The 14,250-nt window shown below is 31.2% G+C and carries 16 protein-coding genes; 10 read left to right on the top strand and 6 right to left on the bottom strand.

The features are described from left to right. Positions 1-40: 40 nt before the first annotated feature. Together CORN_RS01795 and nspC are read right to left on the bottom strand one after the other, a co-directional pair. Positions 41-970, bottom strand: a complete 930-nt coding sequence (locus CORN_RS01795; protein ID WP_039627999.1) for a formate dehydrogenase subunit gamma — start codon at positions 968-970, stop codon at positions 41-43. A 136-nt stretch (positions 971-1,106) separates the two neighbouring features. Beyond that, positions 1,107-2,270: a carboxynorspermidine decarboxylase gene (gene nspC, locus CORN_RS01790; RefSeq protein ID WP_066007165.1), complete on the bottom strand. Its 1,164-nt coding sequence runs from the start codon at positions 2,268-2,270 to the stop codon at positions 1,107-1,109. Positions 2,271-2,416: 146 nt separating this feature from the next. Here nspC and CORN_RS01785 point away from each other — a divergent pair, with 146 nt between their 5' ends. The 10 genes from CORN_RS01785 (at position 2,417) to CORN_RS01740 (ending at position 10,643) form a co-directional block, all read left to right on the top strand. Continuing rightward, positions 2,417-3,961 carry a multicopper oxidase family protein gene (locus tag CORN_RS01785; RefSeq protein ID WP_066007167.1) on the top strand — a complete coding sequence of 515 codons (1,545 nt, stop codon included), beginning with the start codon at positions 2,417-2,419 and terminating at the stop codon, positions 3,959-3,961. 12 nt (positions 3,962-3,973) lie between these two features. Further along, positions 3,974-4,195, top strand: a complete 222-nt coding sequence (locus tag CORN_RS01780) for a MoaD/ThiS family protein (protein ID WP_066007169.1) — start codon at positions 3,974-3,976, stop codon at positions 4,193-4,195. A 3-nt stretch (positions 4,196-4,198) separates the two neighbouring features. Beyond that, positions 4,199-4,645 carry a molybdopterin synthase catalytic subunit gene (locus CORN_RS01775; RefSeq protein WP_066007171.1) on the top strand — a complete coding sequence of 149 codons (447 nt, stop codon included), beginning with the start codon at positions 4,199-4,201 and terminating at the stop codon, positions 4,643-4,645. 1 nt (position 4,646) lies between these two features. Next, complete coding sequence (locus CORN_RS01770) at positions 4,647-5,828, top strand: molybdopterin molybdotransferase MoeA (protein WP_066007173.1); 1,182 nt, start codon at positions 4,647-4,649, stop codon at positions 5,826-5,828. A 126-nt stretch (positions 5,829-5,954) separates the two neighbouring features. Continuing rightward, positions 5,955-6,380 carry a cupin domain-containing protein gene (locus CORN_RS01765; protein ID WP_066007525.1) on the top strand — a complete coding sequence of 142 codons (426 nt, stop codon included), beginning with the start codon at positions 5,955-5,957 and terminating at the stop codon, positions 6,378-6,380. 148 nt (positions 6,381-6,528) lie between these two features. Next, entirely contained in the window at positions 6,529-7,290 is a 762-nt protein-coding gene (locus CORN_RS01760; protein ID WP_066007175.1) for a carboxymuconolactone decarboxylase family protein, read from the top strand. Between the two features lie 59 nt (positions 7,291-7,349). After that, complete coding sequence (locus tag CORN_RS01755; protein WP_245162275.1) at positions 7,350-7,697, top strand: cyclophilin-like fold protein; 348 nt, start codon at positions 7,350-7,352, stop codon at positions 7,695-7,697. Positions 7,698-7,699: 2 nt separating this feature from the next. Continuing rightward, positions 7,700-8,125, top strand: a complete 426-nt coding sequence (locus CORN_RS01750) for a MerR family transcriptional regulator (protein WP_066007179.1) — start codon at positions 7,700-7,702, stop codon at positions 8,123-8,125. 90 nt (positions 8,126-8,215) lie between these two features. After that, on the top strand, positions 8,216-9,193 hold the full coding sequence (locus CORN_RS01745; RefSeq protein ID WP_066007181.1) for an aldo/keto reductase: 978 nt from the start codon (positions 8,216-8,218) through the stop codon (positions 9,191-9,193). Between the two features lie 367 nt (positions 9,194-9,560). Then, a complete protein-coding gene (locus CORN_RS01740; RefSeq protein WP_066007183.1) occupies positions 9,561-10,643 on the top strand; it encodes an NAD(P)-dependent alcohol dehydrogenase in 1,083 nt (360 codons plus the stop codon). Here CORN_RS01740 and CORN_RS01735 read toward each other — a convergent pair. From CORN_RS01735 to CORN_RS01720, 4 genes are all read right to left on the bottom strand, one after another. Beyond that, positions 10,640-11,092 (bottom strand): lipocalin family protein, encoded by a 453-nt coding sequence (locus tag CORN_RS01735; RefSeq protein WP_066007185.1) that lies wholly within the window; start codon positions 11,090-11,092, stop codon positions 10,640-10,642. The genes CORN_RS01740 and CORN_RS01735 overlap by 4 nt on opposite strands. Beyond that, the gene (gene rrpA, locus CORN_RS01730; protein WP_066007189.1) at positions 11,089-11,418 is read right to left on the bottom strand and encodes a MarR family transcription factor RrpA; all 330 of its coding nucleotides are present in this window, start codon (positions 11,416-11,418) and stop codon (positions 11,089-11,091) included. Before rrpA ends, CORN_RS01735 begins: the two co-directional genes overlap by 4 nt. 227 nt (positions 11,419-11,645) lie before the next feature. Beyond that, positions 11,646-13,367 (bottom strand): GMC family oxidoreductase, encoded by a 1,722-nt coding sequence (locus tag CORN_RS01725; RefSeq protein WP_066007191.1) that lies wholly within the window; start codon positions 13,365-13,367, stop codon positions 11,646-11,648. Between the two features lie 3 nt (positions 13,368-13,370). Further along, positions 13,371-14,099 carry a gluconate 2-dehydrogenase subunit 3 family protein gene (locus CORN_RS01720; protein WP_066007193.1) on the bottom strand — a complete coding sequence of 243 codons (729 nt, stop codon included), beginning with the start codon at positions 14,097-14,099 and terminating at the stop codon, positions 13,371-13,373. Positions 14,100-14,250 lie beyond the last annotated feature (151 nt).

Raw genomic sequence — 14,250 nt, 5'->3', positions numbered from 1 at the left:
TGATTATAACAAGGAAAATTTAAAAAAATCAAGTGAGATTTTAAAATTTTGTTTTAGAATCGTAAGTAAATGATGGATTGATTTGCTTTTTATCGCTTAATTCTTTATACCAATAAGAATGTAAAATATAAACTTCCTCTTCTTCTTTATAACCACTAATCATAGAGTGGATACTTCCTTTAATAGCAAATACAGCCATATAAATATGAATAGCAAAAAATACCGCACATAAAATACCCAAAATATTATGGATGATAGCTGAAGCTCTTAAAATATCTATATGAGAAATTCCAAAAATAGACTGCAAAGAAGTGGAGTTAAAGTCAAGGAAAAACATAAACGCACCAGTAATTATCATCAAAAAGCCACCAAAAACAGCTATATAATACCAAGATTTTTGACCAAAATTAAACTTACCTGCAGGCACAGGTTTTTTCTCTTTACTTAAATATCCACCCACTATCATCATCCATCTTAAATCATAACTTGCAGGAAGCATTCTTTTAATCCAACACAAAAGCATAGGAATGATAGAAATGATAAACAAAATAGTAGCGATACCATGTAAGTTTTTACACATTCTTACAAAAAATCCACCACCAAAATACGATCCAAAAATCATAATAAGTCCAGTTGGCACAAGGATAATCCAAGAGATTGCTGCTACAAAATGAAACAATCTTTCAAATACCGAAAAAGCATAAATTTTCTTACCATCATGAGAAAATTTCTTTGGACCTATAACCATATAGTGCAAAGCAAAAGCCGAAATCACCACTATAAGTATAATTAAAACAGCACTTGCAATATACTCACCTTGTAGTTTAGTCCACAAAGCACCAAAATTTTGATAACTTTCTATATTCATCACTCTTTGCACATCCCAAATTTGAGTATTTTTAACTTCAAAATTTTCTTGAGCAAATAGAAAGTTAAAACAGGCTAAAAGAGCTAGTATAACTCTATGCATAAATTACTCCTAAACATTACACGCTAGAAAAAGCTTAGCGTTGTAGTTTTGTTAATTTTCAGTTTCCATTTTTATTTTAAAAAAAGTTTTATTTAAAAAACATAAATTTGCAAAAAACTACAAAAAAACTCAATTTTTAGTTTCTTTTCGAATAATTTTCATAACCAAACTCTCTAACCATAGATAAATTCTCATTCTTATCTAAGAACATTAAATTTGGAAGTCTTACTCCATTAAAAGTAGTGTTTTTAACTATAGAATAATGAATTTGATCTAAAAATACTATTTTTTGCCCTATTTTTAACTCTTGATTAAAAGCATACTCACCCATGATATCCCCTGCTAAGCAAGTATTACCACCAAGTAAATAAGCAAATTCATCTTCTTTTAACTCACTATATTTTTCCCCATCACGACTTGATAAGATTCTAGCATTTAAAACCTCACTTGTATAAGGCATGATGATAGTATCTGGCATATGAGCTTCACTTGAAGTATCTAAAATAGCTATTTTTTTCTCATTTTCTATTATATCTATCACACTTGCGACTAAAGTCCCACACTGCCAACCCACAGCCTCACCGGGCTCAAGATATACTTGCACTCCGTATTTATCACTAAATTTTTTACAAAGATCAATTAGTTTTTGCGTGTCATAACCTTCTTTTGTGATATGATGACCCCCACCAAAATTAACCCATTTCATATTTTTAATAAATTTTGAAAATTTAGTTTCAAAAGCATTTAACACAAGCTCTAAAGAATGCGCACTTTCTTCACATAAAGCATGAAAATGAAGTCCGCTTAAAGCACTTAAATCTTCATTTTCAAAATCAATCGCACAAATTCCTAATCTTGAAAATCTACCGCAAGGATTATAAAGTTCTTTTGGAGCCACTGAAAGCTCTGGATTACAACGCAGGCCAAGAGATTTGTGACTTGCTTTATCTTTAAATTTTTTAAATTGATTAAAAGAATTAAATACTATATGATGTGAAAGATCTATGATTTCATCTATTTCATCATCTTTAAAAGCGGGTGAAAAAGTATGAATTTCTTTACCCATATATTCTTTTGCAAATTTAGCTTCCCAAAGCCCACTACAAGTACAACCTGATAAATACTCACCCACTATATCCATAGCACCTGAAAAAGCAAAACCTTTTAAGGCAAGTAAAACTTTTACTCCACTTTGCTCACTTACTTTAGTCAAAAGCTCACAATTTTTTCTTAGTTTATCTTCTTCTAAAATATAAGCAGGAGTTTGAAAATTTTTATCTAGATGATTTTTAATTAGCATTATTTTTCCTTAATTTTTTGATTTAAACTGCTTGTATAACAAATCATATTAAAATTATATCTTGTTTTTATAATTTACAATCATTAATCAAATAATAGTTATAATCAAAATCTAAATCAAAATTAATTTAGGAGTAAAAAAATTTAATGGACAGAAGGTTATTTTTAAAATTTAATGTTTTAGGTTTAGCAAGCATTAGCAGTGTGTATGCAATGGGAGATCATTCTCATCACAATATGCACTCAAAACATGCAAAAAAAGATATAAAAGAAATCGATACTTCTTTTATAAAACTAGAAAATCCAAACATTAAACTACTCGATGAAAAAAACTTTCCTAGCGGACAAACATTAACAAAATTAAAACTTCTAAAAAATACAAGTACAAAGAAAAATTTCTTCAGATCAAGTATAGAAATCAAAGAAAGTCAAATAGAACTTGTTAAAGGCAAAAAAACAAAATGCTTTACTTACAATGGCTCTATACCTGGACCTAAAATAGAAGTTTATGAAGGTGATACTGTAGAAATTTTGGTAAAAAATAGTTTAAAAGAACCAACTACTATCCACTGGCATGGACTTGACATACCACCTGAACAAGATGGCAACCCACATGATCCTATCATGCCTGGTAGAGAAAGAATTTATCGCTTTAAACTTGGAGAAAATTCAGCAGGAACTTACTGGTATCATCCGCACCCACACTACACCACAGCAAAGCAAGTTTATAAAGGCCTAGCAGGGGTATTTGTGGTAAAAGCTAAAAAAGATGCATTGTCGCATTTAAAAGAGCAAGATTGGGTGATTAGTGATTTGCGTTTAGATGAAAATGCACAAATTCCTGATAATAATTTATTTGATTGGCTAAATGGTAGAGAAGGAAATTTAGTTCTTATCAATGGACAATTAAAACCAAAAATAACACTTGGAGAAGCTCAAAGAATTCGTATTTATAATCTTTGTGCGGCAAGATATTTAAATTTACGCATTAAAGGTGCTAAATTTATTTTAGTAGGAACTGATGGAGGGCTTATAGAAAAAGGTGTTGAATTAGATGAGTTATTTTTAAGTCCTGCTTCAAGAGTAGAAGTGTTAATCAAAGCAAGTAAGGGTAATTTTAAACTTGAAAGCATTTATTATGACCGCGATAAAATGCTTGTTAAAGAAGAACCTTACACTCTTATGCTAGCTGATCTTAAAATAGAAAAAACTATAGAAAACATACCTGAAAAATTACGCGAATTTTCACCTTTAAAAGAAGTTACAAGCTTTAAAGAAGTGATTATGAGCGAAGATCATATGCAAATGCATGGTATAAGTAAAAAAAGTGAAGAAGAAATCAAAAAAAGCCTTGCTTCTATGTTTTTAATCAATGGTAAAACATTTGATATGAATAGAACGGATTTAACCTCAAAATTAAATGAAGTAGAAGAATGGGTAGTAAAAAACAAATCACATATGGATCATCCTTTCCATATACATGGAACACAATTTGAACTCATTTCTTCTAAATTTAAGGATAAAATAACAAAAGCAAAATTCAGAGCATTGCAAGATACGATTAATGTAAGACCTAGTGAAGAACTAAGACTTAGAGTGAGTCAAAAATTTACCGGTATTAGAATGTTTCACTGCCATATTTTAGAGCATGAAGATCTTGGAATGATGGGAATTTTAGAAATAAAAGAATAAAGGTAAAAAAAAATGGTAAAAGTTGAATTTCTAGGGCCAATTAACAAAGAAAGCTTAGAACTAAACGTAAGCAATCTTAAAGAATTAAAAGTAATTTTAGGGCAAGATGAAAGCTTAAAAGAATGGCTTGAGCTTTGTGCGGTTGCTTTAAATGATGAAATGATTTTTGATGATGAAACTACCTTAAAAGATGGGGATAAAATATGCTTATTACCACCGGTTTGTGGAGGATGAGTTATGTTTGAATTACATCAAGGAGCCTTAGAAATTCCTAGCATTTATGCTAGATGGTATGAATATGCTAAAGATAAAAACTACGGAGCTTTGATCACATTTTGCGGTATAGTTAGAGCTGAAGATGAGATTGAGGCTTTGAGTTTTGATATATATGAGCCTTTATTAAAAACTTGGTTTGAAAAATGGTGCCAAAAACTCGCAAATGAAAATGCAAGCTTGATGTTTGCTCACTCTATCGGTGAGGTTAAGGTGCATGAGAGTTCTTATTTTGCTGGGGTTTTAAGCAAGCAAAGAAAATTAGGATTAAAACTAATTAATGATTTTGTAGAAGATTTTAAAGCAAGTGCGCCTATATGGAAATATGATATCATTAATGGCGAAAAAATTTACGCCAAAGAACGCTCTTTGAAACTTCAAGGAGCAGGAATTTTAAGCACTAAGGACTAAAATGCTAACTTCTTATAGTCAAAGTTTAGACATACTTCATTCACACATACAAACATATGAAAAAATAGAAAACATCGCTTTAACACAGTGCTTAGATAGAATTTTAGCCACAGACATCAAAGCTTCTACTAACAACCCTCAATTTCCCACTGCTTCTATGGATGGTTATGCGATCAAATTTAGTGAGCAAGATGAAGCTTTGTCTATCATAGGCGAAGTACCTGCGGGAGTTTTTCCAAGCTTTAAAATACAAAATAAAGAATGTGTTAAAACCTTTACAGGCTCTTTGATGAGTGAGGGTTGTGATACCTTAGTGCCTGTTGAAAAAGTTGAAGTTAAAAACGGCATAATTTATATAAAGGAAAAAGTTTCACAAGGCTTTGCTGTAAGAAAGGTGGGCGAGAGCTACACCGAGGGCGAAATTTTACTCACTAAAGGTACAAAACTAGGCTATAGTGAGATAGCACTTTTAGCTGAGCTTGGATATTTTCACATTAGTGTATTTGCTAAACCTATCATAGGTGTGCTAAGTAGTGGAAGTGAAATCAAAGACTTGGGCGAAAGCTTAGAGCACCCTGCACAAATTCGCTCATCAAATCATATAGCCATAGCTAATATGGCGAAAAAACTTGGCGCTGAAGCTAGAATTTTCCCACTTTTAAAAGATGATATGCAAAAAACACCAAGTGTTTTAAAACAAGCACTTAATGCATGTGATATTTTAGTTACCACTGGTGGAGTTTCCATGGGGGATTTTGACTTTTTAAAGCAAGCTGTTAAAGAGCATGAAATCATCTTAGACAAAGTCGATGTAAAGCCTGGCAAGCACATCAAAATAGCCAAATTTGAAGATAAATTCATCTTTGCCCTACCGGGTTTTCCATACTCGGCTATGGTGATGTTTAACTTATATGTAAGAGAGCTTTTAAATGCTTGGTTTTTACAAGAAAAGGACTATGTATTTAAAGCATTTGCAAGTACCGACTATAAGAAAAAAAGTTCACATTTAGAATTTGTGGCTTGCAATGTAGAATTTAAAGATGGAAAAATTTATGCCAATTTAAAAGGCAAAAAACAAGGCTCAAGTGCCATCATCAACAACCTTAACCACAAAGCTGCTCTTATGATAGCAAATGATGATATAAAAGAAAATGATTTAGTGGATATTGTTTTGATGCTTTAAATTAACTAAATTCTGTTATATTTTATTTATAGTTATAAACTAAGGAAAGATATGCAAAAAATTCTATTTTTAACACTTACAAGTATCATTTTATCATTTGCCAATCAAGTATATAAAGGAGAAAACATGCAAATTATAGAAAAAGCCGGAAAGCATGGAAGCTTTAAAGGGGATTCTAAAATCTTTAGTGGTGATGTTAAAATACATATGATATTCAAGGCAAATGAATGGAGAGATTTTAGTGGTGGCTTAGTAGAATTTAGTAAAAATGCTAGAAGTGCGTGGCACACTCACCCTAAAGGACAAACCTTAATTATAACAGAAGGAGAAATTATTACAAAAGTACCAGGTCAAAAAGCTGTAATAGCCAAAAAAGGTGATGTTATAAGCTGTCCAATTGGAGTAAAGCATTTCCACGGAGCAACGAATACAAGTAAAGGGGTGCATATAGCACTCACAAGTGAAATCGATGGTAGAAATGTAGAATGGTTGGAATTAGTTAGCGATGAAGAGTATAAGAATGCACTCAAAGAGGCAAGAAAGCAAGAGTAAAGCTTATAAAATCTCTACAAATATATGATAAATTTTAAAAATGAAACGTAGAAACTTTTTAAATTTAAGTATAAAAACTTTTATATTTTTGAGTACAATATCTAACACGATTTTTTCGCAAACTTTAAAAACTACTAAGGAAAAAACCATGCAATTAACACAAAAAGCAAAAGAAATTTTTGAGAAATTTTTTGGAAAAACAGAGAATTTGACACTTATACAAAATGATAAAGAATATTTTACCAACCACATTAATTTTACTTTTGGCGAAAGTTTTGTAAAGGCAAATTTAGATAAAGAAAAATATTTTTTAATCACACTTGCTTCTACTTTAGCAGTGGGTGGAAAAATAGAGTTTGGAATTTTACTCAAAGCGGCGATTAAAAATGAGGTAGATCCTATTAAGATTAAAGAAATAATCTATCAAGCCACACCTTATATAGGTTTTGCTAGGGTACTTGATTTTTTAAGTCTTTGTAATGATATATTTAAAGAGTTAAATATTACTCTGCCTTTAAAGTCGCAAGGTACAACTACAAAATCTAATCGTAAAACAAAAGGTAAAGAAATACAAAATATGATTTTTGGCGAGGTAAATATCACTAAAATGATAGAATCTACCCCTAAGGATAAAAGCTTTATAAATGATTTTTTAAGTGCAAATTGCTTTGGAGACTATTACACAAGAAATGGACTTGATTTGAAAACTAGAGAACTTTTAACCTTGGTGTATCTAATCTCACTTGGTGGAGCTGATAATCAAGTAAAAGCTCATATGCAAGGGAATATTAATATGAGCCAAAGTAGAGAAGATTTGCTAGATATCATAGCTGCGCTTATCCCTTACATCGGCTATCCAAAGGCATTAAACGCTATTGTAGTACTTGACAGCCTTACTCTAAAGGCTTGATTATGATAAAAATATTGTTTTCATGTTTAATATGTTTTAATTTTTTACTAGGGGAACAAATGCAGATAAAATTACTTTTTGACGATAAAGAGTTGCTTATAATTTTAGAAGAGAATGAAACTTCAAAGCAGTTTTATAATACCTTACCTATGGAATTAAAATTTAGTGATTTTGCAAAAAAAGAAAAAATTGCTCATTTACCGCAAACATTAAACGCAAAAGGAAATAGTACCTATAAACCACAAGTTGGGGATTTATTTTATTATGCACCATGGGGAAATATTGGTATTTTTTATGAATTACAGAAGGCAAATGATGATTTGGTGTTTTTGGGTAAAGTACAAGGTGATTTAGAAATATTAAAAGCACAAAAAGGTGATTTCAATGTAAAAATCACAAAGGAGTGAATTTGGCTTACACTATTATAGAAGTAGAGAGAAAAACAGGTATTTCTAGTAGAACGCTTAGATTTTGGGTGGATAAAGGTCTTTTTCCTTACATAGAAAAAGATGAAAAAGGGGTACGTTATTTCAGTGAAAAAGACTTACAATGGGTACTCTGGATAGATTGCTATAGACAAATTGGTATGAGCATTAAAGATTTAAAAGATTATATTGCCCTTTGTGCTAAAGGAAAAAACACAGCTAAAGAGAGGCTAGAGATTATTTTAAGCTTAAAAGAAAAAACACTAAAAGATATCCAAAAGTTTCAAGCTATTTTAAAAAAACTTGATTTTAAAGTGAAATATTATGAAAAAATGACAAAAGAGGGTGAAGATAAACTAAATCCTCTAAGCAAAAATTATAAAAAACGTAAAAAACGACTAAAACTTTAAAAAATTCCAAATTTTTAAAGTTTTAGTCTTGACTTACACTAGGTGTTAGCTTTTATAATTTATTAACCAATTTCAAAAAAAGGAAAAACAATGCAAAAAAGAAAGCTAAGAAATTTAAAAGTAAGCACTCTAGGACTTGGTTGTATGGGTATGAGTTTTGGCTATGGTAAAGCTAAAGACGAAAAAGAAATGATAAATCTTATCCATAAAGCAAAAGATATTGGGATAAATTTTTTTGATACAGCTGAAGTTTATGGACCATTTACCAATGAAGAATTAGTTGGCAAAGCATTAAAATCTTTTAAACATGAAGTAATCATTGCGACTAAATTTGGCATTACCATAGAAAATAACAAACAAATCTTAGACAGTTCACCAAAAATCATTAGAAAAAGCATTGAAGGAAGTTTAAAAAGACTTAATGTTGATTGTATTGATCTTTACTATCAGCACAGAGTTGATACAAAGATAAATGTGGAAGAAGTTGCAAATTTAATGAGTGATCTTTACAAAGAAGGTAAAATCAAAGCTTGGGGCATGAGTGAAGCAGGTATTCAAAGTATTAAAAAAGCTCATGCGATTTTCCCGCTAAGTGCAGTGCAAAGCGAGTATTCTTTATGGTGGAGAGAGCCAGAAAATGAACTTTTAAGTGTTTTAGAAGAATTAAATATAGGCTTTGTACCATTTTCTCCTTTAGGAAAAGGCTTTTTAGCGGGAAAATTTGATGCAAATTCCACTTTTGCAAACGATGACTTTAGATCTCAAGTACCACGATTTGAGAGTGAAAATTTAAAGACAAATTTAATTTTACTCAATACACTAAAAGATTTAGCAGATTCCAAAAATGCCACTTTAGCACAAATAGCACTTGCTTGGGTTTTAGCACAAAAATCTTTCATTGTACCCATTTTTGGTACAACTAACTTACAAAGATTAGAAGAAAATACTAATGCTTTAAATATTAGTTTTAACAAAGAAGAGTTAAAAACTATAAAAATGATTCTAGACAAGATAGAAATTAAAGGCGATCGTTATAAGGGTGAAGCAGCTGAAAGGGTAGGAAAATAATTATAATTTTTATTAATAACAACCTGATTTTCAATAAAAAGCAAGCTTAAAATGATTTTTAACATAAATTTAGTATTTTAGAAAAAATTTTCTAAGCTTTTCTATATACAAAACTTGCTAAATTTTCTTCTCAGTATAATAACTTTTAGGAAGTAAATTTTTACTTCCTTTTGTAGATAAAAACATATATAAAGTACGAAAATACGTTATAAAGTATAAAAAATTACCAATTAACATAAAGATCTTAACATATAATAGAAATTTATAGTTTATATGCAAAAATTGAAACAAAATAGATAAATCCATAAAACCCTAATTTAATTTACCTTAATTAGTTTATAATTTTAAAAACCACAAAGGAGAGAAAATGGACTCAAAAATCTTTTTAGAAAATGGTCGTGTTAAAAGCAAAGGTTATGCTATGCTTAGCAAAGATTCTAAATTCACACCTTTTGAATTTACACGCCATAAAATAGGCAAAAATGATATCTTAATCGCTATCAAATACGCAGGAATTTGCCATAGTGACATTCACACCGCAAGAAGCGAATGGGGTGAAGCAACCTATCCTTGTGTACCCGGACATGAGATAGCAGGTGAAGTTATCGCGGTAGGTGAAAATGTGAGTAAATTTAAAGTAGGCGATTTAGCTGGAGTTGGGTGCATGGTAAATTCATGTGGAGAGTGTGAAGCATGCAAAAAATCTCAAGAACAATTTTGCGAAAATGGCAAAACCATATTTACTTATAACTGCAAAGATGTATTTCATGACAATGAAAACACCTATGGAGGCTACTCAAACAACATCGTAGTAAGTGAAAAATTTGCTATCAATGTACCAAAAAATGCTCCACTTGAAAAAGTAGCACCTTTACTTTGTGCAGGCATTACTACCTATTCACCGCTTAAATTTTCAAATATCAAAGAAGGCTCAAGCGTAGCTATAGCAGGATTTGGTGGGCTTGGTATGATGGCAGTAAAATATGCTGTGAAAATGGGTGCAAAAGTAAGTGTTTTTGCAAGAAATGAAAACAAAAAAGCAGAAGCTCTAGCTATGGGTGTAAGTAATTTTTATACTAGTACTGATAAAAGTGTAGTAAAAGAAAGATTTGACCTCATCATCTCCACCATACCAACCCCTTATGATCCGCTAGCTTATATGGATTTACTAAAATTTGGTGGTGAAATGGCTATAGTAGGATTACCTCCACATGAAGTAAGTCCTAGCATTAACATTATTCATTTTGTATTTAAAGCAGGTAAAAAAGTATATGGTTCGCTTATTGGTGGTATTAAAGAAACTCAAGAAATGCTTGATTTTTCTTTAGAACATGGAATTTATCCTGAAATTGAACTCATCAAACCAAGCGAGATTGACAAAGCTTATGAAAATCTCACTTCAGGAAAAGCCAAATTCCGCTATGTAATCGATATGAGCACAGAAGATTAATACTCATCAAAAATCACATCACTTATATCAAAACCTCTTTGCTTGGCTATTTCAAGCAAAGAGTTTATTTGCTCTTTTGCTAAAATTTGTCTTGATAAAATCCATAAATATTTTTTATCAGGACTACCTACGATAGAAACTTGATAATTTGTATCAATGTAAACAATCTCATAATTTGGTTTGTTAAAAACATTCATAAAAATACTAAATTTAACCGCCAAAGTCCTTGGAGATTTTACCCTTGCTTTGCCATTTGCTTGAGAGATTTCTCCATTTTCTTTAGTGCATATATTTTTGACTTTAATTATAGGTGTAGAGCCTTCATACTCTAGCTCATATTCTGCCTTAGCGCTTTTGCAAGTTTTTTGAAAAAAGGCAGGTTTTCTAGCCATTTCTAACCATGTGCCCATGTATTTTTCTAAATTTATACCATCTAATAATTCTATCATTTTTCTTCCTTTTGATTTATCTCACCCCAATCACACATTGCTTGTAAAATAGGAATTAAACTTTGACCTTTTTTAGCAAGGCGGTATTCTACTTTTGGAGGGATTTGTGGGTATTCTTTACGTGTGATTAAATCATCATTTTCAAGCTCTCTTAAAGTGTGCGTTAAAGTCTTAAAAGAAATATTGCCAAGATATCTTTTAAGTTCATTATATCTTACTACTTCATAGCGAAATAAACAATACAAAACACTCATCTTATACTTACCCGAAATCAAAGATAATGTATAATTAAACCCGCATTCTGTAAAATCACACTTTTCTTCCATATACTTTCCTTTAATATAGTATTATGCTTTTTATATTATAATCCAAAATCGTTTTTTATCAAAACAAAAACAATTTTTAAAAAGGAAAATTATGGATTTTATCACAAATCTTATCATTGCCGCTATTGTTGGTGGTGCATGTGGAGCTGCGCTTCATTTGTGGAAAAAGAAAAAAGAAAAAGATAGTAGCGAAAAATAATACTTGAAGCAAAATGCTTCAAGTATATCTATACTAATTGTCTATCATTTTTATGATATTTTAAAATACCCTCTGCACAACGGTAAGCCAAAGCTCCAACTGTATCAGTAGGATTATATCCACTATTGTGCTGAAAATTTCCTGCACCAACAACAAAAAGATTATCCATATCCCAATGTTGTAAGTAAGTATTAACAACACTTGTTTGAGGATCAGCACCCATTGTAGTTCCGCCTGTATTATGCGTAGATTGATAAGGCACTACACTATAATCTTTCAAGTATGCTCCTTTTTTAATCGATCTCACTCCTTGCATTTTTTTAGCTACTTCAGCTGTTTTATCTGTTATAAATTTATGCAAAGCACGATCTTGCTCTGTAAAATTATAAGTAAGTCTTATTAGTGGCATTCCAAAAGCATCTTTATAGGTTGGATCTAAACTCAAATAATTGCTTTTGTGTGGCAAAGATGCTCCTTGTCCTCCTACTGTAATAGCTCTTGTAAAATTATAATTTAAAGCTTTTTTAAATTTAGCTCCCCAATTTGGAGTCCCTTTTGGCACTGGAGCTGATTGAATAGGACGATTTCCAAGTTGCACACTATAAATCATAGCTCCATGCAAAAACTTCTCTTTTGAGTGGTCAAAATTATCCCCATTATAATCATCACAAGTTGTACCCAAAGCACCTGAACCCATATATGTATTAAATTGCTCATCAAAAAACGCTGTTGTTCCCATATTGATTTGATAACAATAGTTTTTACCTAAAGTTCCTTTGCCTGTATTTGGATCATATTGCTCACCTATATCACTTACCATTAAAAGCTTAGCATTGTTAAACATATAACTTGTAAGCACTACAATATCTGCTGGCTGAATATACTCTTTCATAGTTCTAGTATCTACAAACCTAACTCCTGTAGCTTTGCCATCTTTTTTTAATATTTCTATAACATTACTATGAGTTCTTATAGTATATTTTCCTGTGCTCATGGCTTTAGGTATGACAGTATTAATAGGACTAGCCTTAGCACCATACTCACAACCAAAACGCTCACAATAAGCACAATATTGACATGGGGCTAGATCTTGACCATCTGGATTAGTATAACCACCTTTTGAATTAGCCGCAGGTAATCTAAATGGATGTAATTTCATTTCTTTTGCAGCTTTTTCGAAGCGTTTAAGCATTTTAGTATTTTCTAAAGGTTCTTGTGGATAAGGACTTGATCTAAACAAACCCATTTTTTCAGCAAGTGGGTTTTCTTCTCCACAAATTCCACAGGTTTTTTCAAACTTGTCATAATAAGACTCCATGTCTTTATAGGTTAAACCCCAATCTTGTAAGGTATAATCATTACCTAATTTATTACCATATCTTTCAAAACTTTTTGTTTTAATCTCAAAATCATAAGGTAAAAACCTAAAGGTCCAACCATTCCAATGAACCCCTGCACCGCCAACATTACTTCCAAGTAAAAAAGATCCCATTTTTCTATATGGTAAGGCTAAACCATTAACATTATGGCGAAAAGTTACTGTATCTTTTGAGCAATCTTGCATTAAACCATAGTTAATACCATATCTCCACTCATCGTGAATCATTGCAAAATTTTCCGTAGTTTGCATCATACCACGCTCTAAGCTCAGTACATTCAAGCCAGCCTTGGTAAGTTCTGCTGCAACTATACCACCTGTCCAACCAGCCCCTACTGTTACCACATCTACTTTTTTTAATACTTCCGCCATAATCTATCCTTCCATATCAGCTAAGCTCATAGGCTCTATGTCAAAAAACTCATCACTTGTGATCTTGTCAATATAACTCATTTGAGCACCAGGATATTGCATCATTCTCCATCCATTTTTATTATCATTGCCGCCATAAATTGGATCAGACAAAACTCCAGCTATTGTCATATCCCTTAAAAAAGTAAAAAATTCAGAAGATTTAAATCCTATGAAATCAATTTTGTTTTTTTCCAAATCAACCAAAATTTTATCTTGCTCAACTCCTTTTAAAGATGAAAAAGTTTTTTTGTAACGCTTTTGAGATATTGCTTCTAAAGCTTTAACACCCTCTAAAAAAATCTCATTACGCCTCATTGGAGTTTGATAACCTTGCTCGGCAATTCCTTCTATGAATGGTCCTTGTAGGTATTCTCTATCATTATAGCCATAAGCTGAAGCCAATTGATTATCAATAAAATAAGGCACACCTAAACCTATAGCACCCTCTCCTTGCTCATCTTTTGGATAAATTCTCTCACACGCTGCACTTAGATTATCAAAATCAGTCTGCACTTGAAAAAACATTTTTCCTCTTATTTTATTTGAACTTTCTTGTGTTTTCTTATGTACATGAGTTAATTCCGTAGCATGTAATATAGCTCCACCACTTATGGTGCTAACAGCGACCACACCACCACTCAAAAGACTTAATTTGAAAAAATTTCTACGATCGATAACATTATCTTGCATATTCTCCTCCTTTTTATTGACAATATCAACTTATATCCATTCTATTCCTTACTTTTTTAATCTGATCTTAAATAAAAAAAATAATATAATTTTTGTATGATTTTCAAAAAATAAACTATAAAAAGTAACATAATTACTTTTTAAACTTTAC

Origin of the sequence: Campylobacter ornithocola, from assembly GCF_013201605.1 — a bacterium.
Lineage (GTDB): Bacteria > Campylobacterota > Campylobacteria > Campylobacterales > Campylobacteraceae > Campylobacter_D > Campylobacter_D ornithocola.
This window is presented reverse-complemented; position numbering and strand designations above follow the sequence as displayed.

Coding starts and splice junctions, on each gene's coding strand:
- CORN_RS01795 (WP_039627999.1), bottom strand. CDS start 970: ATGCATAGAGTTATACTAGCTCTTTTAGCCTGTTTTAACTTTCTATTT.
- nspC (WP_066007165.1), bottom strand. CDS start 2,270: ATGCTAATTAAAAATCATCTAGATAAAAATTTTCAAACTCCTGCTTAT.
- CORN_RS01785 (WP_066007167.1), top strand. CDS start 2,417: ATGGACAGAAGGTTATTTTTAAAATTTAATGTTTTAGGTTTAGCAAGC.
- CORN_RS01780 (WP_066007169.1), top strand. CDS start 3,974: ATGGTAAAAGTTGAATTTCTAGGGCCAATTAACAAAGAAAGCTTAGAA.
- CORN_RS01775 (WP_066007171.1), top strand. CDS start 4,199: ATGTTTGAATTACATCAAGGAGCCTTAGAAATTCCTAGCATTTATGCT.
- CORN_RS01770 (WP_066007173.1), top strand. CDS start 4,647: ATGCTAACTTCTTATAGTCAAAGTTTAGACATACTTCATTCACACATA.
- CORN_RS01765 (WP_066007525.1), top strand. CDS start 5,955: ATGCAAATTATAGAAAAAGCCGGAAAGCATGGAAGCTTTAAAGGGGAT.
- CORN_RS01760 (WP_066007175.1), top strand. CDS start 6,529: ATGCAATTAACACAAAAAGCAAAAGAAATTTTTGAGAAATTTTTTGGA.
- CORN_RS01755 (WP_245162275.1), top strand. CDS start 7,350: ATGCAGATAAAATTACTTTTTGACGATAAAGAGTTGCTTATAATTTTA.
- CORN_RS01745 (WP_066007181.1), top strand. CDS start 8,216: ATGCAAAAAAGAAAGCTAAGAAATTTAAAAGTAAGCACTCTAGGACTT.
- CORN_RS01740 (WP_066007183.1), top strand. CDS start 9,561: ATGGACTCAAAAATCTTTTTAGAAAATGGTCGTGTTAAAAGCAAAGGT.
- CORN_RS01735 (WP_066007185.1), bottom strand. CDS start 11,092: ATGATAGAATTATTAGATGGTATAAATTTAGAAAAATACATGGGCACA.
- rrpA (WP_066007189.1), bottom strand. CDS start 11,418: ATGGAAGAAAAGTGTGATTTTACAGAATGCGGGTTTAATTATACATTA.
- CORN_RS01725 (WP_066007191.1), bottom strand. CDS start 13,367: ATGGCGGAAGTATTAAAAAAAGTAGATGTGGTAACAGTAGGGGCTGGT.
- CORN_RS01720 (WP_066007193.1), bottom strand. CDS start 14,099: ATGCAAGATAATGTTATCGATCGTAGAAATTTTTTCAAATTAAGTCTT.